Below are 23063 nucleotides of genomic sequence, written 5' to 3' on the forward strand. Positions count from 1 at the left end.
TCGCGGCGCATTCGCCCCCTACAGACAAGCCCTGTGCCGGACCGGAATCCCCAGACACAAAAAAGCCGGGGCATTTCTGCCCCGGCTTCTTCGTTCGCGATCAGAGAAAAACTTAGCCGAGCTTCTCTTTGATACGCGCCGCCTTACCAGTCAGGTTGCGCAGGTAGTACAGCTTGGCCTGGCGCACGTCGCCGCGGCGCTTGACAGTGATACTGTCCACCAGCGGGCTGTGGGTCTGGAAGGTACGCTCTACGCCGACACCGTGGGAGATCTTGCGCACGGTGAAGGAGGAGTTCAGGCCGCGGTTGCGCTTGCCGATCACCACGCCTTCAAACGCCTGCAGACGCTCGCGGTTACCTTCTTTTACCTTTACCTGAACGACGACGGTGTCGCCCGGGGCAAAGGCCGGAACTTCGCTTTTCAGCTGTTCCTGTTCCAACTGCTGAATGATTTTGTTGGTCATTTGGAATGCTCCCAAATAGATTGTGTAGCTTCTCAGCTAGTTCACCGAACTGTTCACGCCTCCCGGCGAGTCCGGCATCATGGATACCCCAAACCTTTAGAGGTAGGGGCACCTTTAAGTTTCTTCGGACTTCCGCTCCCGCTCTATCTCATCGAGCAGCAACTTCTGTTCCTTGTCCAGCTCCAGCTTCTCCAGCAGGTCAGGCCGGCGCTGTTGCGTGCGCGCCAGCGCCTGTTTCAGGCGCCAGCGGCGAATTCGCTCGTGGTTGCCGGAAAGCAGCACCTCCGGCACCGCCCTGCCCCGGTACTCTTCCGGGCGGGTGTAGTGGGGGCAGTCCAGCAACCCTTGGGCGAAGGAGTCCTCCACCGCCGACTGATCGTGCCCCAGGGCACCGGGAATCAGCCGGGTGATGGCGTCCACCATCACCATGGCGGCGAGTTCGCCACCACTCAAAACATAGTCGCCGATGGACCACTCTTCGTCGATCAGCGTTTCGACGATGCGCTCGTCGACACCCTCGTAGCGGCCGGCCAGCAATACCAGGTTGCCGGCTTCGGACAGCTCTTCCACGCCGCCCTGGTCCAGCTGCCGCCCCTGGGGCGACAGGTAGATGCTGCGTACGGCCGCGCCGTCCTCCCCGGCCCAGGCGCGCGCGGCGCCCAGCGCCTGATAGAGGGGCTCGGCCAGCATCACCATGCCCGGACCACCGCCGTAGGGGCGATCGTCCACGGTGCGGTGTCTGTCACCGGTGAAATCCCGCGGATTCCAGCAGCGCACCTCCAGCAGGCCGTCTTTGACCGCCCGCCCGCTGATACCGTAGTCGGTCAGTGCGGCGAACATCTCCGGAAAGATACTGACCAGGGCGATGCGCTTGGGGCGCATCGCTAAAACTCCGGATCCCAGATGACGGTGATAATTCCGGCATCCAGGTCGATATCGGTAATGTACTCGCCGGGCAGGTAGGGGATCAGGCGCTCGCGCTTGTCCTCGCCGCCGCGCACCACCAGTACATCGTTGGCGCCAGTTTCCATCATGCGCACCACGGTGCCGAAGTCGTACTCGTCTCCGCCGAAACGGCTGACTACGCGCAGGCCCTCGAGCTGGTGCCAGTAGTACTCGCCCTCGCCGAGTGCCGGCATCAGATCCCGGCTGACAGCGATATCGCGCTGGCAGAAGCGGGCGGCCAGGTCGCGGTCATCGACGCCCTTGATATGGACGATCAGCCCCTTGCCGTGGCGCTTGCCGCTCTCGATCTGCAGCGGCTCCCAGCCGTTCGGCTCCCGCAGCCACCAATCGGAAAACTGCAGGATATTGTCCATCGGCTCGGTATAGGAGTGCACCTTCACCCAGCCGCGGACACCGTAAACCGCGGTTATGCGCCCGACAGTGACCAGTTCACCGGATTTGGATCCGCTGCCGTCAAGGTCCAGTACCACGGGCGCAACCACCTGGTTCGACTTAAGCGGTTTCTTTCAGCAGTTTGCTGACGCGATCGGAAACCTGCGCGCCCTGGCCTACCCAGTAGTCGACGCGCTCGCGGTCGATACGCAGACGCTCTTCCTGACCGCGGGCGACCGGGTTGAAGAAGCCGACGCGCTCGATGAAACGACCGTCGCGGGATTTGCGGCTGTCGGTGACTGTCAGGTGATAGAACGGGCGCTTCTTAGCACCGCCACGAGCCAAACGAATGGTTACCATGTAGCTTTCCTGTAGTTTCAACACACTTCGACCGCCAGGGGCGGCCGAACAAAAAACCGGGCGCCGGCAACCTGGCCGGCTGAAAGGCGGCGTATTCTAATGGACGCGCCGGGGTTTGTATAGCGTCTGTGACGGGACTCGGGACTCGGGACTCGGGACTCGGGACTCGGGACTCGGGACTCGGGACTCGGGTAAGAGTAACGGCGCAAGATGCGAAGGCCCTGCTGCCACCGAGTCAGCTACAGAGTTCCAAAGCGGGCGAACACACAAGGTTCGCCCGCACGTCATTTCTTGCGGAAGCCGGGAGGCAGGCCGCCGGGCATGCCGCCCCCGCCGAGACCCGGCATGCCGCCCATACCGCGCATCAGCTTGCTCATGCCGTTGCCCTTGAACTTCTTCATCATCTTGCCCATCTGCTTGTGCTGCTTGAGCAAACGATTCAGGTCCTGGATCTGGGTGCCGGAACCGGCGGTGATGCGGCGTTTGCGGGAGCCGGTGAGGATATCCGGGTTGCGGCGCTCGGCGGGCGTCATGGAGCCGATGATGGCGTCCATGCGTTTGAACTCCTTGCCCATATCGGCCTGCTGCGCCGCCTGAGCCAGCCCGCCCATGCCCGGCATCTTCTCCAGCAGGGAGCCGAAGCCGCCCATATTCTGCATCTGTTGCAACTGGTCGCGCAGGTCCTCAAGATCGAAACCCTTGCCCTTCTGCACTTTCTTGACCAGCTTTTCAGCCTTGGTCTTGTCGATCTTCTGCTCCGCCTCCTCGATCAGCGACAGGATGTCGCCCATACCGAGGATGCGCGAGGCGATGCGGTCCGGATGGAAGATCTCCAGGGCATCGGTCTTCTCGCCGACACCGATAAACTTGATCGGCTTACCGGTCACATGGCGCACGGACAGGGCCGCGCCGCCGCGGGCGTCGCCGTCCGCCTTGGTCAGGATCACGCCGGTCAGCGGCAGGGCCTCGTCGAAGGCCTTGGCGGTGTTGACCGCATCCTGGCCGATCATGGCGTCGATCACGAACAGGGTTTCCGCCGGATTCAGCGCACTGTGCAGCTCGCGGATCTCGTCCATCAACTGCTCGTCGATATGCAGGCGGCCGGCGGTGTCCACGATCAACACATCGGCGAACTGCTTGCGCGCCGCGTCCACCGCACCCCTGGCGATATCCAGGGGCTTTTGTTCTGCGCTCGAAGGGTGGAAGAGCGCATCCACCTCGCCGGCGAGGGTCTCCAACTGCTTGATGGCCGCGGGGCGGTAGACGTCCGCGCTCACCACCATCACTTTCTTCTTCTCCCGCGCCTGCAGGTATTTGGCCAACTTGGCCACGCTGGTGGTCTTACCGGCACCCTGCAGGCCCGCCATCAGGATCACCGCCGGCGGCTGCACCGCCAGGTTCAGCGGTTGCGCCGCCTCGCCCATCACGCTGACCAGCTCGTCCTGTACTATCTTGACGAACTGCTGGCCCGGGTTCAGGGCCTTGCTGACCTTCTGGCCCACCGCCGCGGTGCGTACCTGCTGCACAAAGGCCTTGACCACCGGCAGCGCCACGTCCGCCTCCAGCAGCGCCTTGCGCACCTCGCGCAAGGTATCGCGGATGTTGTCGTCCGTCAGGCGCGCCTTGCCGGTGACTTTCTTTAACGCCGCCGATAAGCGGTCGCTCAGGTTATCGAACATAGGTACGTCTCGATCTCTCTGCTAGCGGGCATAATAGGTGAAAGGTACGCCCGCGGTCTCTGCGGAAGCCGGACCGGGCTCCCCTCTTCAAGGCGCGGGAGTATAGCGCAGGCGGCCTTTCCAGCACAGGCGCACTGTGACACACTGCCGCCCTATCGCAACCGAGATACGGATTTTATCGATGGCGGCATTCGCCCACTGGACGGCTATTGCACTCTATCTGGCCACTACCATCGTGGCCGCCCTCGCCTTCGCCCGCAAGCGCCAGCCCGACAACCGGCTGCTGCTGGGTCTGCTGGCGACTGCGCTGCTGGCCCACGGCATCTCCCTGCATGACACCCTGCTGTCGCCCGCCGGCTACCGCTTCGATCTGCTGGCGATGCTTTCCCTGATTGCCTGGGCCGTGAACCTGCTACTGCTGATCCTCGCTACAGGCCGCCCGCTCACCCTGTTGATACTGATACTGGCCCCGCTGGGCGCACTGACAGAGCTGGCAGCGGTGCACTCCTGGGGCGGCGTCGCGCCGCGCCAGCAGCTCTCCGCCGGCATTGCGGTGCACGCCCTGCTGTCCATCGCCGCCTACTCCCTGCTCGCCCTGGCCACCCTGCAGGCCATCTACCTCTACTACCTGAACCAGCAGCTGCACAACCACAGGCCCGGCGGCATCAGCCGCCTGCTGCCGCCGCTGCAGAGCATGGAGTCCCTGCTGTTCGGCCTGATCGCCTTCGGCCAACTGCTGCTTACCGCATCGCTGCTGACCGGATTCCTGTTCGTGGATGACTTCTTCGGTCAGCACCTTGTGCACAAGACCGCGCTGTCGATCGTCGCCTGGGTACTCTACAGCATCCTGCTGTGGGGGCGCTGGAAGTGGGGCTGGCGCGGCAACACCGCGGTGCGCTGGACCCTGACCGCCTTCGCGGCGCTGATGCTGGCCTATTTCGGCAGCAAATTGGTGCTGGAAGTCATTCTGCAGCGGGGATAGGTGAATGCCTCCGGGTTGCTGCCCGGACCGAAGCGTCCGAAAACTTGCGAGCGCTGGAATTCTGTTTCAATATCTCTGCTTCGCCATAAAAAGAGTTCTCCCTTGAACGAGATAGCACCCGGCCTGCTGTTTGCACTGATAGGCCTGCTGATAGTCATTTCCGCCTTCTTCTCCAGCTCCGAAACCAGCATGATGGCGCTCAATCGCTACCGCCTGCGCCACCAGGCCAAGAGCGGCCACCGCGGCGCCAAACGGGCGATGGAGCTGCTATCGCGCCCGGACAAGTTGATCGGCGCCATCCTGATCGGCAACAACCTGGTCAATATTCTCGCCACCGCTATCGCCACCGCCGTGTTCACCCGCTTGTACGGCGATGCGGGCCCGGCCTATGCAACCGCAATGCTGACGGTCGTCATCCTGATCTTCGCCGAGGTCACACCCAAGACCATCGCCGCCCTGCGCCCGGAAACCATCGCCTTCCCCGCCTCGCTGGTCCTGCGCCCCCTTCTTTGGCTGCTGACGCCGTTCGTTTGGCTGGTCGGCAGCATTTCAAACGGCCTGGCGCGGCTGGTCGGCGTGGAGGCGACCGCCGGTACCGAGACCGAGCACCTGGCGCCAGAGGAGCTGCGCACCGTGGTGTTCGAGTCCGGCGCCCTGCTGCCGAGCAAGCATAAGGGCATGCTGCTGAACGTGCTGGACCTGGACCAGGCCACGGTGGAAGACATCATGATCCCGCGCAACGAGGTGGTCGGCGTGGATCTGGAGAACAGCGGCGACGAGATACTGCGGCAACTGGCGGAGAGCAGCTACACCCGCCTGCCGGTCTACCTGGGCGATATCAACCGCGTGGTGGGTATACTGCACCTGCGCCGCGCCGCACAGATACTGCGCGACGGCCCGGAGGAATTCAGTGCGGAGCGGCTCAAGTCCTACACCGACGAACCCTACTTCGTACCCGAAGCGACACCACTGCCCACACTATTGATGAACTTCCAGAAAAAGAAACGCCGCATGGGCCTGGTGGTGGACGAGTACGGCGAGGTGATGGGCATCGTCACCCTGGAGGACCTGCTGGAGGAAATCGTCGGCGACTTTACCGCCAGTCCCGTGCCCAGCGAGGACGAGGAGATAGTGTCCGCCGGTGAGGGCTGGTACCTGATCGAGGGCGGCACCTCCATCCGCGATATCAACCGCACCCTGCACTGGGAACTGCCCACCGACGGCCCCAAGACCTTCAATGGCCTGGCGATGGAGCATCTGGAGAGTATTCCCGACGGCAATATCAGTTTCTATATCCTGAATTATCTGGTGGAGATCGAGGAAGTCTCGGAGAAGATGATTACGCGGGCGCGAGTCAAGAAAATGAATGCGGGCAGGTCGCCCTGACCGCCCCGAGCAATCAAATCGGCGATCAGGCGAAGTCCATCGACAACTGCTTCACCGGCGCAAAGCTCTGCCGATGTATCGGGCTGGGCCCCAGCTGTTCCAGCGCCTGCAGATGGGCCTTGGTCGGATAGCCCTTGTGGCCGGCCAGGCCGTAGCCCGGATACTTCCGGTCCAACTCCACCATCTCCCTGTCCCGGGTCACCTTGGCCAGTATCGAGGCAGCGGCAATGGCTTCCACCCGGCCATCGCCCTTGACCACTGTATCGCAATCGTAGTGCCAGTCCGGCTTTTTATTGCCGTCCACCAGCACGAACTCCGGCTGCATGTGAAGCTGCTCCACCGCGCGGCGCATGGCCAGCAGGCTCGCGTGCAGGATGTTCAGCCGGTCGATCTCCACCACTGTTGCGCGCGCGACGGCAAAACAGAGTGCGCGCTCGCGTATCTCATCGAACAGCGACTCGCGTTTTTTCTCGCTCAGCTTTTTGGAATCCGCCAGCCCCTCGATCGGCCGCGCCGGATCGAGGATTACCGCGGCCGCCACCACATCCCCGGCCAGCGGGCCGCGCCCGACTTCGTCCACGCCGGCCAGCAACTCTCCTTTGTAGGGGCAGGTATAGGGCGGCAGAGCTTCCTGTTTTTTCATGGTTCTTTCTTGTTCTTCGCAGGAGCGGCCGTTGGCCGCGACCCCAGTTGATCAATATACGGAGATCGATCGCGGCCAACGGCCGCTCCTACGGGGATTCAATCAATTTGCAGACGGCATCGGCAGCGCGCTCCGAGGCGTTGCGCCGCAACTGCTGGTGCAGGTCGTCGAATTCGCGCTGCAGTTGGTCGTACAGCAGCGGGTCGTCGAAAAACTGCAGCAGCGCCGCACCGAGGTTTTCGGGGGTCGCATCCTTCTGCAGTATCTCCGGCACCAGCTCCCTCTGCGCCAGCAGGTTCGGCAGGGCCACCCAGGGGGTGTGTAGCATGCGGGAAAAAATCGCGTAGGACAGCGTTGCCATCTTGTAGGCCACCACCATTGGCTTCTTCAGCAGCATGGTTTCCAGGGTGGCGGTACCGGAGGCGATCAATACATTATCGGCGGCAGCCAGGGCCTGATGGGAATTGCCATCGAGCAGTGTCACCGGCAGATCGGAAAACTCCTCCAGCAGCGCTGCCAGCTCGGCGAGTCGCTGCTCGTTGGCCGCCGGCAGTACGAACTTCAATTCGGGGCGCCGCTGGTGGCACCAGCGCGCGGTCTGCAGGAACAGCGGACCCAGCAGTCGCACCTCGCCACCGCGACTGCCCGGTAGCAGCGCGATTACCCGGTCGCCCTCCGCGAGACCCAGTTCGCGCCGCGCCGCCGCCGTATCCACCTGCAGCGGAATCTCATCCGCCAGTGGATGGCCGACAAAGGTGACCGGCACCTGGTGTTCCCTGTAGAAGCTGGCCTCGAAGGGTAGCAGCGTCAGCATATGCTCCACCGCGCGGGCTATCTTCTTGATACGGCCGCGGCGCCAGGCCCAGACGGAGGGACTGACGTAGTGCATGGTGGGAATGCCGGCAGCTTTCAGGGATTCCTCCAGGGAGAGATTGAAGTCCGGCGAGTCGATGCCGATAAACAGGTCCGGGGGATTGCCGATAAAGTGCTGGCGCAACGTGCGGCGGATTTTCAGCAGTTCCGGCAGGCGCTTGAGCGGCTCCACCAGACCCATCACCGACAGCCGCTCCATCGGGAACAGGGTCTTCGCACCCAGTGCCAGCATGCGGGGCCCGGCGATGCCCTCCACCTGCAGGTTCGGGAAGCGCTTTTGCAGGGCGGCGATCAGGCCGGCGCCGAGGATATCGCCGGAGGCCTCGCCGGCGACGATTCCCATGCGCAGTGGTTTATCCTCGGCTGTCACTCAGTTAAGTCCTCTCTTTGCAGGGCCGAAGGTGCCCGAACGGTCCGATCGCGGCCACCGGCCGCTCCTGCAGGGTGCGTGCAACGGCAAAAATGAATCAATCAGGTTAGCGGACTATGCCGCGGGTGGAGGATTTGAGGGAGTCGATCCAGGGCTGGATCACCGGTGACTGCTCGCGCAGCTCGGCCAGCGCCTCCAGCGCCTCCTGCAGGGTCAGGCCGCGGCGGTAGACGATTTTGTATGCCTTGTTGACCAGCGCGATTTCGTCGCGGGAAAAACCGCGGCGGCGCAGGCCCTCGGCATTGATGGTCTTGGCCTCCGCCGGGTGGCCGGCCACCATCACATAGGCGGGCACGTCCTTGCCGATGGCCGCGCCCATGCCGGTGAAGGCGTGCTCGCCGATGGTGCAGTACTGGTGCACCATGCTGAAGCCGCTGAGAATCGCCCAGTCCCGCACCACGACATGGCCGGCCAGGGCGACATTGTTGACCAGGATGATGTTGTTGCCGATGACGCTGTCGTGGCCCACGTGGGCATAGGCCATGATCAGGTTGTCGTTGCCGATGGTGGTCTCGCCGCGGTCCTGCACCGTGCCGCGGTGGATGGTGACCCCCTCGCGAATCACATTGTTGTCGCCGATCACCAGGGTGGTGTCCTCACCCTTGTATTTCATGTCCGGCGTGTCCTGGCCCACCGAGGAAAACTGGTAGATGCGGTTGTTTTTACCCAGCTTGGTGGGTCCGCTCAGCACCACATGGGAGGCGATTTCGCAGCCGTCGCCAATCTCCACGCCCGGCCCCACCACCGTGTAGGGACCGATACTCACCCCGGAACCGATAACCGCCGATTCATCGACAATGGCAGTGGGGTGGATATTCGTCTGCATTCTGCGCCCTGCTCCTCGGAAGCTGAAAAATCCGGCCAATTTAAATGCGATTCTAATACAAAGGAATCGAATCGATCACAGCGCTGCGACGGCGACCGATCAAACCTTCTTCACGGCGCAAAGGATATCGGCGGAAGTGGCCAACTCGCCGTCGACGCTGGCCTTGCAGGAGAATTTCCAGATACCGCGGCGATCCGAAACCACTTCAGACTCCAGCTGCAGGCGATCGCCCGGCACCACCTGGCGCTTGAAACGCACATTGTCGATGCCGCCGAACAGGTACAGATAGCCGTCTTCGGGTTTCTGTCCCAGCGTCTTGAAGCCGAGGATACCGGACACCTGGGCCAGCGCCTCCACGATCATGACCCCGGGGAAAATGGGGATCTCGGGAAAGTGACCATTGAACACCTCCTCATTGACGGAGATATTCTTGTAGCCCTTGATATATTTGCCCTCTTCCAGCTCCACAACCCGGTCCACCAGCAAAAACGGATAGCGGTGCGGCAGGTATTGACGAATTTCGCGTACGTCCATCATTCCAAAAGTCCCCAGAAACCACTTCGGGGCGTCAAAACGCCCCGAAAACAACAAACCCAATCGTGTCTCCGGCTAAATGCCGGTTAATCTTCTGTCCCGTTCCGATGCGCCAGCTTCTCCAACTCCGCCTCCAATTCCTTCAGGCGGCGCGCCATCTGGTCCAACTGCCCATAACGCACCGCATTGCGGCGCCAGCTGCGGCTGTCGGAAAAGGGTGTACCGCTGGAGTAGGAGCCGGCGCTGTCGATGGACTTGGTCACCAGCGTTCTCGCAGTGATATGGCTGCCATCGGCCACCGTGACATGCCCGACCACGCCGGCACCGCCGGCAAGGGTGCAGTGTCTGCCGATGGTGGCACTGCCGGCGACCGCTGAACAGGCGGCAATGGCTGAGTAGTCACCAATTCGCACATTGTGCGCGATTTGCACCTGGTTGTCGATCTTGACCCCGCGGCCGATCACCGTATTGCCCAGGGCGCCGCGATCGATACAGGTCACGGCCCCTATCTCAACCTCGTCGCCAATCTCGACACCACCGAGCTGATGGATTTTCGTCCACTGGCGTTGATGAGGTGCGAAGCCGAAGCCGTCGGCGCCGATGACCGTCTGGCTGTGAATAATGCAATCGCGGCCGATAGAGCAGCCGTGATAGACCACCACGCCCGCGTATAGGCGGCTGCCGGCACCTATTTCGCTGCCCTCTCCCACCACACAGTTGGCGCCTATCACTGCATTGGCACCGATGCGGGCAAAAGCCTCAATCACCGCGCCGGCGGCGACACTGGCGCTGGCGTCCACCACGGCATCCGGGTGCACCGTCGCCGAGGGGTGAACACCCGGCGCCGGCTGCGGCGCCGTGTCGAACAGCGCCGTGGCACAGGCAAAGGCGTGGTAGGGATTGTCGACCACCAGTGCCGAAACCGGACACTCATCGGCCAGGTCCGCGTTGAGAAGCACCGCGCAGGCACGGGTGTCGGCGAGGAAACGGCGATAATTGGCGCTGGCCAGAAAGCTGACCTGGGAGGATTCGGCGTCCTGCAGCGTATTGAGCCCGGAGACCGACTGGTCGGCGTCGGCTCCGGGCGCAAGGCGCAGCTCGGCGCCCAGCTGTTGCGCCAGCTGGGCGAGGGTTGGCTTGTCTGTCATCAAACGGACCGCGCGCGATTTACTTGTCGGCGTTCATGCGCTTGACCACCTCGGCGGTCAGATCGGTCTCGGGGTTGGCGTAGTAGGCGGAACCGGCGTCCAGCACCAGGTCGATCTTCTTCTCCTTGATGATCGCCTCCAGTGCGGCCTTGGCCTTGGGCGCCATGGTCTTCTGGATATCCTGGCCCACCTGGGCCTCCATGGCGCGCAACTTCTTCACCGCGGTCTCGAAGTCGGAGCGCTTGAAGTTCATCTTGCGCTGGTGCTCGGCCTTCTGCTCCTCGGACCAGGTGACGGCGTTCTTCTGCGCGTCTTCCGCCAGCTTCTGCACTTCGGCGCGGATGGATTCCGCACTGCTCTGCAGCTTGGAATACTCGGAGCTGGTTTTCAGCGCATTGACTTTGGACTTGGCAGCCTCAGTGCTCATGATGGCAGCCTGCAGATTGAAAACCGCCACCTTGCTCTGCGCAACGGCGGCGCCCGACAGCAGGATTCCAGCGAGCAGGACTGCGGTGATTTTTACATTTTTAAGCACGTCGGATTCTCCATATTGCTTTATTTTTACTTAGCGGCAACTTGACCCTAAGAAATCAGATTCAGCTTCCTTAGAAACTGTTACCCAGTGAGAACTGGAAGACCTCGATTTCGTCTTCCTCATTTTCCTGCAGCGCCTTGGCCAGGCTGAAGGTCAGCGGGCCGAAGCCGGTGATCCAGGTCAGGCCGACGCCGGCAGAGACGTTGATATGATCCAGGTCAACGTCAAAGCAGTTTAGCTGGTCAGACTCACAACTGGAATCAAACACATTGCCCGCATCGATAAAGAATGCTGACTGCATGGAACGCTGGTCCTTGACGAAGGGGATCGGGAAAATAATTTCCGCACTGCCCTCGATCAGGATATTGCCGCCGAAGGGTCTCGGCTCGCCTGTACTCACCGGTTCGGATACAAGCATACCGGTATCCGGATTTATCTGATAACAGAGCTCGGTAGTTACACCATCGGCAGTGGCACAGGGAAGGGGCACATAGTTTTCTTTGAAGGTGGATCTCGGCCCCAGTGTATTGCGCTCGAAACCGCGCACCGAGCCAAAACCGCCGGCGTAGAAGTTCTCGAAGAACGGCAGTCCGGTGGTGTCGCCGTAGCTGTCGGCATAGCCGAGGCGAGTGCGCAGGCGCAGGGTCAGGTCCTTGGTCAGCGGGCGGAAATACTGGCCGGTATAGATTCCCTTGTAGTATTCCAGGTCCCCTCCCGGGAGGGCCACTTCCAGCGAGAAGCGCTGCGAGGTGCCACGAGTGGCGAGAATGCCGCGGTTAAGGGTGGAGCGCGCGTAGGAGCCTGTAACGGTGAATGAATCAAACTCGTCGCCGTTCAGGTCGACAAAGCCGTTGAAATCGGTATTCAGCAGAGACGGGTCGAGCGGCATTGCCAGATCCAGGTCAATGGGATCCGGGTTATCATCAGCATCCTTATTGTCTCGAGCGGCCACGACCTTCGCACTCTCCGCCTCGGTAATAACCGCATCAATGCCTTCGATTGGAACCGGGCTGCTCTTGATCTGCTGGACTGGATTGTTGCCGATGCCCAGCTCCATATGGCTGACCCCCAAATTCAGGCCCACCCGGGAAATCTCCGATATCGGATAGCCAAAACTCAGGCCGGCACCATAGGTTGTGCTGTTAAAGCTCGAAACGCCGATCTCGGAGTAATCGCGCTCCTGATAGAAAATATTGAAGCCCCGACTGACCCCATCCGGCGTAAAGTAGGGGTCCGTGTAGGAGAAATTGAGCACTGTCTGGTAACGGGAGGTGTTCACCGCAAAGCCGACGGACTTGCCGGTGCCCAGCCAGTTGTTCTCCTGCACATTGGCACCCAGCACCACGCCGCTGCGCTGGGCGTAGCCGACGGTGCCGCCGATGGTGCCGGAAGGCTGCTCCTCCACCGTGTACTCGACATCGATCTGGTCGGAGGTGCCGGGCACCTCGGTGGTCTCCACCTTTACTTCCTTGAAGTAGCCCAGGCGCTCCAGGCGCACCTTGGACTGCTCGATGCGCGCGGAGGACGCGGAGGCGGATTCCATCTGGCGCATCTCGCGGCGCAGCACCTCGTCGGTGGTTCGGGTGTTGCCGCGGAATTCGATGCGGCGCACATAGGCGCGCTTGCCCGGGTCGATAAAGAAGGTGACCTTGACCGTCTTGTCTTCCTCGTTGGGCTCCGGTATGCCATTGACTTCGGCGAAGGTGTAGCCCTCGTTGCCGAGGCGCTTGGTGATGTAGTCGGAGGTGGTGGTCATCAGCACCTGGGAGAAGGTCTGGCCCTCGCGCACCAACAGCAATCGCTTGATCTCCTCCTCCGGCACCACCGGGTCGCCGGCCAGTTCCACTTCACTGACCTTGTAGACATCGCCCTCGGTGACATTGACGGTGATGAATACGCTGCGCTTGTCCGGGCTCAGGGACACCTGGGTGGAGTCGATCTTGAATTCCAGGTAGCCGCGGTCCAGGTAGTAGGACTCGAGGCGCTCCAGGTCACCGGTGAGTTTTTCCCGGGAATATTTGTCATCGCTCCTGAGCCAGGACAACCAGCCGGTGGTCTGCAGCTCAAAGATCTCCGCCAGCTCCTCGTCGGAGAAGGCGGTGTTACCGACGATATTGATATGCTTGATCGCGGCGACGGAACCCTCGTCCACGATCACCTTGAGTTCCACCTGGTTGCGCGGCAGCTCCTTGACCTCGGTCGTCACACTGGCGCCGTAGCGGCCCTGGGCCACATACTGACGCTGCAGTTCCTGGGCCAGGCCCTCCAGAGTGGCGCGCTTGAAGATCTGCCCCTCGGCCAGGCCGTTTTCCGCCATGCCCTTCAGCAGGTCTTCGGTCTTGATGGCCTTGTTGCCGGTGATCTCGATCTTGGAAATGGCAGGTCGCTCGCGCACGGTGATCACCAGCACACCGTTTTCACGCCCTATCTGGATATCCTGAAAGTAGCCGGTGCTGAACAGTGCGCGGGTGGCGCTCTGGATTTCCAGGCTCTCGATCTGGTCACCCACGCGCACCGGCAGCGCCGCGAACACTGTGCCGGCGGAAACCCGCTGCAACCCTTCCACGCGAATATCGTTGACCACAAACGACTGGGCGATGGCAGTCAATGGCAGGGCCAGGCCGAGCGAGGCCGCTTTCAGAAAATGATTCATCTACTGTCTGTTCCAGGTTCTTTATTCGCAATTCCAATTGGTGGGGAGGTAGCCTGCGGCTGCCCTCTCCCGCCCCTGCGGGGCATTCTCTGTGTAGGAGCGGCCCATGGCCGCAATCGGGCTTGAGGGCTCCCTCATATTGATCGCGGCCATGGGCGGACGGCCGCCCCGCCGCTCCTACAGGCGCAATATGTCGTTGTAGAGCGCCAGGCCCATAATGCCCAGCACCAGTGCCATACCCACCTGCAGCCCGATCATCTGCACCCTCTCCGAAACCGGCGAGCCCTTGATGGCCTCGATGCCGTAGTAAAGGAGGTGGCCGCCGTCGAGCACGGGGATGGGCAGCAGGTTCAGCACGCCGAGACTGATACTGAGCAGCGCCAGCAGCGACAGGAACGACTGCCAGCCGGCCTCCGCCGAAGTGCCGGCCACTTTAGCAATGGTGATAGGGCCGCTCAAGTTCTTGGTCGAGAGCTGGCCGAGGATCAGTTTCTTCAGGCTGTTGAGGGTGAACAGGGTCTTGTCCCAGGTCTCCTGCAGGCCCTTGCTAAAGGCCCCGGCGGTGCCGTAATGGTAGGTGCGCACCCGCTCCTCGGGCCAGGTTTCGACTACCGGCAGCACACCGATCTGGCCAATGCGCTCACCGCTATCGAGCGTCACCTCCCTCGGTGTCACCGGCAGCCGCAAGCGCTCGCCATCCCGTTCCAGCTCCACAACAATCTCTTCGCCCGCGCGGGCGCGCACGTACTGGGTCCAGCTGTCCCAGTTGTCGAATTCCCGGCCGTCGGTCGCGAGTATCCTGTCCCCCGCCCTCAGCCCTGCCCTGTCGGCGGCACTGTCCGGAGTCACCTGGGACAGGGTCATGGTGATCGGCGGTGTCCATAGTTCGAGCCCCACTTCCGCCAGCGGATCGGGCACTTCCTGCCCCGCCAGCCAGCGGTCGATATCCGCCACCATATGGTATTCGAGCTCGGAATCCGGATAGCGCACCGAGAACTCGATAGTGCCAGTGTCGCCGAGGCGGTTCGCCAGGCGCCAGTTGAGGGCCTGCCAGGTGGGCGTCTCCTCGCCGTCGATGGCGACAATCTCCTGTCCCGGCTCGAGCCCGGCGCGCGCGGCGATACTGCCCGGCTCCACCGACTGGACTATGGGCACCGGGCCCGCAGTGCCGCCCATGAATACGGCCCAGAAGAGCACTATCGCCAGCAGGAAATTGGCCAGGGGACCGGCCGCGGCTATGGCGATACGCGCCCAGACGCTCTTGCGGTTGAAGGCCATATGTAGCTGGTCCCGGGGCACGGCACCCTCGCGCTCGTCGAGCATCTTCACATAGCCGCCGAGGGGAATGGCGGAGATGGTGAACTCGGTGCCGTGGCGGTCGTAGCGGGACAGCAGGCGGCGACCGAAGCCCACGGAGAAGCGCAACACCTTGACCCCGCACAGGCGCGCCACCAGGAAGTGGCCGAACTCGTGGAAGGAGACCAGAACGCCGAGGGCGACCAGGGCCCAGATTACCGTCTGAATAAAATCCATACTCGCTTAATTCGTCTGTTGCGCGATTTAGCCGCCAGTGCGAAGGCGTCTGCCAAGTCTTTCAGTCGCTCCGATGCAAGGTCCTGTCGCTGGTGGTCGCCCGGGAAATATTTGCCGATGAGGCTTTTTCCCGGGCGACCGCCAGCGGCAGGGCCGATCGGGTCTACAGGGCGCCAAGCACCTGCTGCGCCAGCAGTCGCGCATTGCGATCGGCTGTTTCGACTGCGTCCAGGCCGGTCAGTTCAACCGCTTGCGCGCTTTTCATGACCCGCTCTATCACAGCGGGAATACTGGTAAATGCCAGCCTGCCCTGAAGGAAGGCCTCCACCGCCACTTCGTTGGCGGCATTCAACGCCGTCGGCGCGCTGCCGCCGACAGCCATTGCCTCCCGCGCCAGGCGCAGGCACGGAAAACGCTGCATATCCGGCGCCTCGAAGTCCAGGCGCCCCTGGGCGACCAGGTCCAGCGCCGCCACACCGCTGTCGATACGCTCCGGGAAGGCCAGTGCGTGGGCGATGGGCGTGCGCATGTCCGGGTTGCCCATCTGCGCCAGCAGCGAGCCGTCCCGGTACTGTACCATCGAGTGCACGATACTCTGCGGGTGCACCACCACGTCAATCTGCTCCGGGCGCGCATTGAACAGCAGGCAGGCCTCGATAAACTCCAGCCCCTTGTTCATCATGGTGGCGGAATCCACCGAGATCTTGCGCCCCATGGACCAGTTGGGGTGGGCGCAGGCCTCGTCCGGGGTGACCCGGTGCAGGTCATCCACCGCGCGGGTGCGGAAGGGGCCGCCAGAGCCGGTCAGCAGAATCTTCTCCACCCCGGCGTCCTCGAGGTCAGCGCCCACGGCCCCGGGGCAAAAAGCGGGCTGCGGCAGGCACTGGAAGATGGCGTTGTGCTCGCTGTCGATCGGCAACAGCCGGGCGCCACTGGTTTCCAGGGCGCGCATAAATACCGGCCCCCCCATCACCAGGGATTCCTTGTTGGCGAGCAGCACCTTCTTGCCCGCCGCTACCGCCGCCAGCGTCGGTCGCAACCCGGCGGCGCCGACGATGGCCGCCATCACCGTGTCCACCTGCGGATCCGAGGCCACCCGGCAGAGGCCTTCGACACCCCACAGAATCTCGGTGGACAGCGCCTCGCCGTCCAGCAACTGGCGCAGCTCTTCGCCCCCCCGCTCGCTCGCCACCACCGCAAAGCGCGGCTCAAAACGGCGGCACTGCTGCGCCAGTTCGGCGATGCGCTCCCGGGCGGTCAGGGCGTAGATGGAGTAACGCTGCGGATGCCGCGCCAGCACGTCCAGGGTGCTGACGCCGATGGACCCGGTGGAGCCGAGGACAGTTACGGATTGCGGTTGCAGGGATTGCATGGGCTCGTCGTATACCTCTCGGGCCTCCGTGTCTCTCGACCCTTGGTTGCGGCTTTGGCTTGTGGAGTACTTCTTACAGGCACTTTTTATAGGTACTTGGGCAGTTCGCTGGCCAGCGCGGCCATGGTAAAGACCGGCAGCGCCGCGGAGAGGCTGTCCAGCCGGTCCAGTATGCCGCCGTGGCCCGGCAGTATACGGCTGCTGTCCTTGATGCCACGGTGGCGCTTGAACATGCTCTCCACCAGGTCGCCGATCACCGACGCCAGCGCCGTTACCAGTATGCCGAAGGAAAAAAGCACCGTGTTCTTGAGAGGCAGGCCGAGCAGGAAGGAAACCGTCAGGGCCAGGATCAGGCAGGCGCCGAGGCCCCCGAAGAAACCCTCCCAGGACTTGCCCGGGCTGACTTCGCGGGCCAGCTTGTGCTTGCCGAAACGGCGCCCCACGAAGTAGGCACCCACGTCGGCGGACACCACCACCGCGACCACGAACAGTACCAGCCAGGCGCCGTGCTCCTGGCCGCGCAGTATCACCATCGACAGCCAGGCAGGCACCAGCACCACCAGGCCGATCAGTCCCCGCGCCCAGCGGTTGCCCCACAGCATGGCGCTGGCCGGGTAGCTCTGCACCCACAGGAAGGCCAGTGCCCACCAGCCACAGGCCACCGCCAGAACCTGGCGCGCCCGGTCGGTGTCCGGATTGCCGAAATCCATCGCGAATACGTATTGGGCAGTGCCAATCAGCGCGACACCGAGGGCGGCGAGGAACACGAAGCGCAGGGCGCGGTTGAGATTGGACAGGTTGGCCCACTCCCAACCGCCCAGCAGGATCACCGCCACCGTGGCCAGGGTGAACCACTGAATGGGGAGCAGGAACAGGGCCCCGAGAAACAGAGCCACCAACACCAGCGCAGTAATTATTCTTTGTTTTAGCACCGTCTAACCTTTTGTACTCGTTAATTGGTCGTCGTTGTCCCGGAGTGCTGCTCTCACGACCGCCGGCTTCACGCCTGCGCGGCCACCCCATCGTCACCGCGACCGCACCCATTTCGGGAACCAAAGCGGCGGTCCCGCTGGCGATAGGCCGCGATGGCGGCATCCAGCGCGGCCTCGTCGAAATCCGGCCACAGTGTATCTGTGAAATAGAACTCGCTGTAGGCGGCCTGCCACAAAATAAAGTTGCTGATGCGCTGCTCGCCGCTGGAGCGGATCAACAGGTCCACCGGCGGCAGGTCCGCCAGCTGCATATGGTCGCCAAGTGTCTGCTCGGTGATGGACTCCGGCGAGCGCTTGCCGGCCGCGACCTCCTCGGCCATGGCGCGCGCAGCCTGGGCTATATCCCACTGGCCGCCGTAGTCCGCGGCGATCACCAGGTCCCCCTGGGTGCCTTCCCGGGTGATCTCCTCCGCCTCGCCGATGGCGCGCTGCAGCCGCGGGGAAAAGCGGTCGCGCCGGCCGATGACTCGCAGGCGCACACCCTCCTCCAGCATGCGGCGGGCCTCCTTGCGCAGGTAGGAGTGGAACAGGCTCATCAGCAGCTCCACCTCCTTCGGCGGGCGCTGCCAGTTTTCGCTGGAAAAGGCGAACAGGGTGAGCGCCTCGACCCCGCGATCCCGGCAGGCTTCGATCAGGTCGCGGATGCGCTCGACACCGGCCTTGTGGCCGGCGGAGGGGGGCAAACCCCGACGGGCGGCCCAGCGCCCGTTGCCATCCATGATGATGGCAATATGGCGGGGACTGTGGCGCGGGCCGGATTCGCTCAACTCGGTACCACCGGCAGACATCAGATTTCCATCAGGTCTTTTTCTTTGGCCGCCAGCGCCTTGTCGACATCCGCCACAAACTGGTCGGTGATCTTCTGGATCTCGTCGCCCGCACGGCGCTCGTCATCCTCGGAGATTTCCTTCTCCTTGAGCAGGGCCTTCACCTCGGCCAGGGCGTCGCGGCGGATATTGCGGATGGATACACGCGCGGTTTCCGCCTCGCTCTTGGCCTGGCGGATGAAGTTCTTGCGGGTTTCCTCGGTCAGCATCGGCATCGGGATGCGGATCACGGAGCCGGCGGTACTGGGGTTCAGGCCCAGGTCGGACTTCATGATGGCCTTTTCAATGTCCGGCACCAGGTTCTTTTCCCAGGGGGTCACGGACAGGGTGCGTGCATCCTCCACGGTGATATTGGCCACCTGGGACAGCGGTGTGTCGGAGCCATAGTAGGACACCTGGACGCCGTCCAGGATGCTGGGATGCGCGCGACCGGTGCGGATCTTGTTGAAGTTACTGCCCAGTGCGTCGAGCGCCTTGCTCATGCGCGCTTTCGCGTCTTTCTTGATATCTTCAATCACTGTTTCACTTCCTCTTCGATTAGCGTGCCCTCTTTGCCGCCCACAACTATATTGAGCAGCGCGCCGGCCTTGTCCATGCGGAAGACCCGCACGGGCATATTGTGTTCGCGGCACAGGCAGATTGCGGTTAAATCCATTACCCCGAGCTTCTTGTCCAGCACCTCGTCGTAGGTCAACTGGTCGTAGCGGGTTGCAGTGGGGTCCAGCACCGGGTCAGCGGAGTAGACGCCGTCCACCTTGGTGGCCTTCAGCACCAGTTCCGCATCGATTTCGATACCGCGCAGGCAGGCGGCCGAATCGGTGGTAAAGAAGGGGTTGCCGGTACCCGCGGCGAAGATCAATACCTCGCCCCGCTCCAGGTGACGGATGGCCGCACGGCGGTCGTAGTGGTCGACGATGCCGCTCATCTGGATGGAAGACATCACCCGCGAGGAGATGTTGGAACGCTCCAGCGCATCGCGCAGGGCCAGTGCATTCATCACAGTGGCCAGCATGCCCATATGATCGCCGGTCACCCGGTCCAGGCCCGCGGCGTTCAGCGCGGCTCCGCGGAACAGGTTGCCGCCGCCGACCACCAGGCCCACCTGCACGCCGATGCCCACCAACTGGCCTATCTCCAGCGCCATTTTGTCCAGCACCTTGGGGCTGATCCCAAAGCCCTGGTCGCCCATCAGCTCCTCGCCACTGAGCTTCAACAGGATTCGCTTGTACTTGCGGTCTTTAACACCGGGCATCCATTGGTCCTCTTATAGCGCGGGCAGGCATTGCCGCCGAACATTACAACAATTTCGGTCATTTACACAGAGGGGTGCCCCGGTGCAGCCCAATTTGAGCCCACCGGAAGCACCCCACTGCGAACGGGGCCCGCAAGGGACACCCGATAAAGGCGATCAGGAAGAGGACTTAACCTGCGCGGCAACTTCCGCGGCAAAGTCCACTTCTTCCTTCTCGATGCCTTCGCCCACTTCAAAGCGGACAAAAGAGACCACGTCGGCACCGGCGTCCTTGACCAGCTTGCCGATGGTCAGGTCCGGGTTCTTGACGAAGGGCTGCTCCACCAGGCTGTTTTCCTTCAGGAACTTCTTGATACGGCCACCCATCATCTTCTCGACGATCTCTGCGGGCTTGCCTTCCATATCCGGCTGCGCCTTGATGATTTCCTTTTCCTTCTCCAGCACGTCTTCCGGCATATCTTCCGGCTTGTTCACCTGCGGGTTGACCGCAGTAACGTGCATGGCCACATCTTTGGCCAGCTCCACGTCGCCGCCGCTCAGGGCAACCAGGGCTGCGATGCGGTTGTTGGAGTGCACGTAGGCACCGACAACCGGAGCTTCCACCAGCTGCACGCGGCGCACGCCGATGTTCTCGCCGATTTTCTGCACCAGCGCTTCGCGGGCAGATTCCAGCTCGCCGTCCATCAGGGCGGCAACGTCCTGCTGGCGATCGGCGAACGCCTTGTCGACAACCTTGGCCACGAAGGCCTGGAAGTTGTCGTCGCGGGCGACGAAGTCGGTCTCGGAGTTGACCTCAACCAGCACACCGTAGCTGCCGTCTTCGGCCACTTTTGCTGCAACAACGCCGTCGGCGGCGGTGCGACCGGCCTTCTTGGCCGCTTTCAGGCCGGAGGCTTTGCGCAGATCTTCAATCGCTTTCTCGATGTCGCCGTCCGCCTCGGTCAGTGCCTTCTTGCACTCCATCATCGGCAGGCCGGTGCGCTCGCGCAGTTCTTTTACCATAGACGCGGTAATCGCCATGACTCAATCCTCGGGGTTCTGTCACTAGGAAATTAGAAAAAAGGGGCCGATTGTGGGGGCCCCTTTTCGAGTTCGCAGGAGTGTAACGATTCTGTGTTACACCTCTGCCCCTCAGTTACACCTCTGTGCGAAGTGCGAATTACTCCGCAGCGGCCTCGTCGTCGTTCGCCTCGACGTACTCGTTCTTGGCCGCGCTGCCGCCGGCTTCAGCGGCGCCGGCAATCACGGCATCCGCTACAGCGGTGGTGTACAGCTTGATGGCGCGGATAGCGTCGTCGTTGCCGGGGATCACGTAGTCAACGCCAGCCGGATCGCTGTTGGTGTCGACAACGCCAATCACCGGGATGCCCAGCTTGTTGGCTTCCTGGATGGCGATGCGCTCGTGCTCCACGTCGATCACGAAGAGCGCGTCCGGCAGACCGGCCATATCCTTGATACCACCGATGGAGCGCTCGAGCTTCTCCATGGTGCGGGTGCGCATCAGTGCCTCTTTCTTGGTCAACTTGTCAAAGGTGCCGTCCTGAGACTGGGTTTCCAGGTCCCGGTAGCGCTTGATGGAGGCGCGAATGGTCTTGTAGTTGGTGAGCATGCCGCCCAGCCAGCGGTTGCTGACGTAGGGCTGGCCTGCGCGCTCAGCCTGTTCGCGAATGGACTTCTGAGCGGCGCGCTTGGTGCCGACGAACAGGATCTTCTTCTTCTGAGCGGCCATCCCCTTGATCACCTGCAGGGCCTCGTTGAAAGCCGGTACAGTGTGCTCCAGGTTGATGATGTGAATCTTGTTGCGGGCGCCAAAGATGAATTGACCCATCTTCGGGTTCCAGTAGCGGGTCTGGTGGCCAAAGTGCACACCAGCCTGCAGCATATCGCGCATGCTGACTTGCGGCATAAGTAAAACCTCAATATGTACGGGTTAGTCCTCCACACATCCCATGCATCAACCCCATCGCTCGACAGAGACGGGGCACCCAGACGCATGTGCCGATGTGTGTGCGGCATTGGTTCCGCTCCGGGACAGCCCCGAAGCGGCGCGCTTTATACCACAAACCGGCCCCGCACGGGAAGAGCGCCCTCCGAATCCAGGCGGACATTGTGACGTCCCTGCTGCCGGCGGCGCGAATCCGGCAATGGAAGCCCCTTCGGCCCGATCGCCCATCGGCGCCCAATCCGCTACAATAGCGCGCCTTTGCGGGCGGACCCGCCGCCAGACAACCACCTAGCTAGGGATACCCATGACCTCAGCCATCAAGACACCGGAACAGATCGCCAAGATGCGCACCGCGGGCCGCCTGGCCGCGGAAGTACTGGAAATGATAGGCGAATATGTGGTTCCCGGCGTCTCCACCGAGGAACTGGACCAGCGCTGCCACGACCACATAGTCAACGTACAGAAAGCCATCCCCGCCTGCCTCGGTTACCGCGGCTTCCCCAAATCCATCTGCACCTCGGTCAACGAGGTGGTCTGCCATGGCATCCCGTCCGAGAGCAAGATCCTGAAGAAGGGCGATATCATCAATATCGATGTCACGGTGATCAAGGATGGCTGGTACGGTGACACCAGCAAGATGTACTTCGTCGGCGACCCCGCCCCCCACGCCGAGCGCCTGGTCAAGGTGACCCAGGAGTGCCTCTACAAGGCCATCGAGATCGTTCGCCCGGGCACCACCCTCGGCGATATCGGCCACGTGATCCAGCAACACGCCGAGAAGAACTACTACTCGGTGGTGCGCGACTTCTGCGGCCACGGCATCGGCGATGTCTTCCACGAGGACCCGCAGGTACTCCACTACGGCAGGCCCGGCACCGGCGAGGTATTGAAGGAAGGCATGACCTTCACCATCGAGCCGATGATCAACGCCGGCAAGGCCGCCACCCGGGTACTCGGCGACGGCTGGACCGCAATCACCAAGGACCGCCGCCTGTCCGCGCAGTGGGAGCACACCATGGCGGTGACCAGTGACGGGGTGGAAGTACTGACGGCGCGCAGTGAAGAGAATTTTTGAGATTCGGGACTCGGGACTCGGGACTCGGGACTCGGGACTCGGGACTCGGGACTCGAAAAACAGCGTAGGGTGGGTAAGCGCCAAGCGCATCCACCAACCACTGCGGCGGATGCGCTTGGCGCTTATCCGCCCTACAGTTCGAAAAGAATACTGAAGCTCGATGCGAAGGCCCTGCTGCCGGGGCCATTTGGGGAAAGCGCCTGCGGCTGGTAAACAG

Annotated in this window: 22 protein-coding genes and 1 pseudogene; 3 read left to right on the plus strand and 20 right to left on the minus strand. The window is 62.5% G+C overall.

Annotation, left to right across the window (positions count from 1 at the left end; all coding sequences use genetic code 11):
* Positions 1-112: 112 nt before the first annotated feature.
* The 5 genes from rplS to ffh form a co-directional block, all read right to left on the minus strand.
* Positions 113-463 (minus strand): 50S ribosomal protein L19, encoded by a 351-nt coding sequence (rplS, locus tag AC6R19_RS07285; RefSeq protein ID WP_500579132.1) that lies wholly within the window; start codon positions 461-463, stop codon positions 113-115.
* Between the two features lie 114 nt (positions 464-577).
* Positions 578-1345 (minus strand): tRNA (guanosine(37)-N1)-methyltransferase TrmD, encoded by a 768-nt coding sequence (gene trmD, locus AC6R19_RS07290; protein WP_500579133.1) that lies wholly within the window; start codon positions 1343-1345, stop codon positions 578-580.
* A 2-nt stretch (positions 1346-1347) separates the two neighbouring features.
* Positions 1348-1899, minus strand: coding sequence for a ribosome maturation factor RimM (gene rimM / locus AC6R19_RS07295; protein ID WP_500579134.1), 552 nt, complete (start codon positions 1897-1899; stop codon positions 1348-1350).
* 22 nt (positions 1900-1921) lie between these two features.
* A complete protein-coding gene (gene rpsP / locus AC6R19_RS07300; RefSeq protein ID WP_500579135.1) occupies positions 1922-2161 on the minus strand; it encodes a 30S ribosomal protein S16 in 240 nt (79 codons plus the stop codon).
* Positions 2162-2445: 284 nt separating this feature from the next.
* Positions 2446-3840, minus strand: coding sequence for a signal recognition particle protein (ffh, locus tag AC6R19_RS07305; protein WP_500579136.1), 1395 nt, complete (start codon positions 3838-3840; stop codon positions 2446-2448).
* 181 nt (positions 3841-4021) lie between these two features.
* Here ffh and AC6R19_RS07310 point away from each other — a divergent pair, with 181 nt between their 5' ends.
* The gene (locus AC6R19_RS07310) at positions 4022-4822 is read left to right on the plus strand and encodes a cytochrome C assembly family protein (RefSeq protein ID WP_500579137.1); all 801 of its coding nucleotides are present in this window, start codon (positions 4022-4024) and stop codon (positions 4820-4822) included.
* 102 nt (positions 4823-4924) lie between these two features.
* Positions 4925-6208, plus strand: coding sequence for an HlyC/CorC family transporter (locus tag AC6R19_RS07315; protein WP_500579138.1), 1284 nt, complete (start codon positions 4925-4927; stop codon positions 6206-6208).
* A gap of 25 nt (positions 6209-6233) precedes the next feature.
* Here the strand turns inward: AC6R19_RS07315 and rnhB are convergent.
* The 15 genes and pseudogenes from rnhB to rpsB form a co-directional block, all read right to left on the minus strand.
* Positions 6234-6854 (minus strand): annotated as a pseudogene (rnhB, locus tag AC6R19_RS07320) (ribonuclease HII); the annotation flags it as partial.
* A gap of 85 nt (positions 6855-6939) precedes the next feature.
* On the minus strand, positions 6940-8067 hold the full coding sequence (gene lpxB, locus AC6R19_RS07325) for a lipid-A-disaccharide synthase (RefSeq protein ID WP_500579194.1): 1128 nt from the start codon (positions 8065-8067) through the stop codon (positions 6940-6942).
* Between the two features lie 133 nt (positions 8068-8200).
* Complete coding sequence (lpxA, locus tag AC6R19_RS07330) at positions 8201-8980, minus strand: acyl-ACP--UDP-N-acetylglucosamine O-acyltransferase (protein ID WP_500579139.1); 780 nt, start codon at positions 8978-8980, stop codon at positions 8201-8203.
* A 99-nt stretch (positions 8981-9079) separates the two neighbouring features.
* Positions 9080-9517, minus strand: coding sequence for a 3-hydroxyacyl-ACP dehydratase FabZ (gene fabZ, locus AC6R19_RS07335; protein WP_500579140.1), 438 nt, complete (start codon positions 9515-9517; stop codon positions 9080-9082).
* A gap of 83 nt (positions 9518-9600) precedes the next feature.
* Positions 9601-10662 (minus strand): UDP-3-O-(3-hydroxymyristoyl)glucosamine N-acyltransferase, encoded by a 1062-nt coding sequence (lpxD, locus tag AC6R19_RS07340; protein WP_500579141.1) that lies wholly within the window; start codon positions 10660-10662, stop codon positions 9601-9603.
* A 19-nt stretch (positions 10663-10681) separates the two neighbouring features.
* On the minus strand, positions 10682-11197 hold the full coding sequence (locus AC6R19_RS07345; RefSeq protein ID WP_500579142.1) for an OmpH/Skp family outer membrane protein: 516 nt from the start codon (positions 11195-11197) through the stop codon (positions 10682-10684).
* Positions 11198-11267: 70 nt separating this feature from the next.
* Positions 11268-13850, minus strand: a complete 2583-nt coding sequence (gene bamA, locus AC6R19_RS07350; protein WP_500579143.1) for an outer membrane protein assembly factor BamA — start codon at positions 13848-13850, stop codon at positions 11268-11270.
* A gap of 177 nt (positions 13851-14027) precedes the next feature.
* A complete protein-coding gene (gene rseP, locus AC6R19_RS07355; RefSeq protein WP_500579144.1) occupies positions 14028-15383 on the minus strand; it encodes an RIP metalloprotease RseP in 1356 nt (451 codons plus the stop codon).
* A 163-nt stretch (positions 15384-15546) separates the two neighbouring features.
* The gene (ispC, locus tag AC6R19_RS07360) at positions 15547-16755 is read right to left on the minus strand and encodes a 1-deoxy-D-xylulose-5-phosphate reductoisomerase (RefSeq protein WP_500579145.1); all 1209 of its coding nucleotides are present in this window, start codon (positions 16753-16755) and stop codon (positions 15547-15549) included.
* Between the two features lie 86 nt (positions 16756-16841).
* On the minus strand, positions 16842-17687 hold the full coding sequence (locus AC6R19_RS07365; RefSeq protein WP_500579146.1) for a phosphatidate cytidylyltransferase: 846 nt from the start codon (positions 17685-17687) through the stop codon (positions 16842-16844).
* A 68-nt stretch (positions 17688-17755) separates the two neighbouring features.
* A complete protein-coding gene (uppS, locus tag AC6R19_RS07370; RefSeq protein ID WP_500579147.1) occupies positions 17756-18535 on the minus strand; it encodes a polyprenyl diphosphate synthase in 780 nt (259 codons plus the stop codon).
* A complete protein-coding gene (frr, locus tag AC6R19_RS07375) occupies positions 18535-19092 on the minus strand; it encodes a ribosome recycling factor (protein ID WP_500579148.1) in 558 nt (185 codons plus the stop codon). Before frr ends, uppS begins: the two co-directional genes overlap by 1 nt.
* Entirely contained in the window at positions 19089-19826 is a 738-nt protein-coding gene (gene pyrH, locus AC6R19_RS07380) for a UMP kinase (RefSeq protein ID WP_500579149.1), read from the minus strand. Before pyrH ends, frr begins: the two co-directional genes overlap by 4 nt.
* Positions 19827-19982: 156 nt before the next feature.
* On the minus strand, positions 19983-20846 hold the full coding sequence (gene tsf / locus AC6R19_RS07385; protein WP_500579150.1) for a translation elongation factor Ts: 864 nt from the start codon (positions 20844-20846) through the stop codon (positions 19983-19985).
* A gap of 139 nt (positions 20847-20985) precedes the next feature.
* Positions 20986-21732 (minus strand): 30S ribosomal protein S2, encoded by a 747-nt coding sequence (rpsB, locus tag AC6R19_RS07390; protein WP_500579151.1) that lies wholly within the window; start codon positions 21730-21732, stop codon positions 20986-20988.
* A 343-nt stretch (positions 21733-22075) separates the two neighbouring features.
* Between rpsB and map the strand changes: the two genes are divergently transcribed.
* Positions 22076-22846: a type I methionyl aminopeptidase gene (map, locus tag AC6R19_RS07395; protein WP_500579152.1), complete on the plus strand. Its 771-nt coding sequence runs from the start codon at positions 22076-22078 to the stop codon at positions 22844-22846.
* The last annotated feature ends 217 nt before the right edge of the window (positions 22847-23063 follow it).

This window comes from Microbulbifer sp. SE14, from assembly GCF_059834885.1.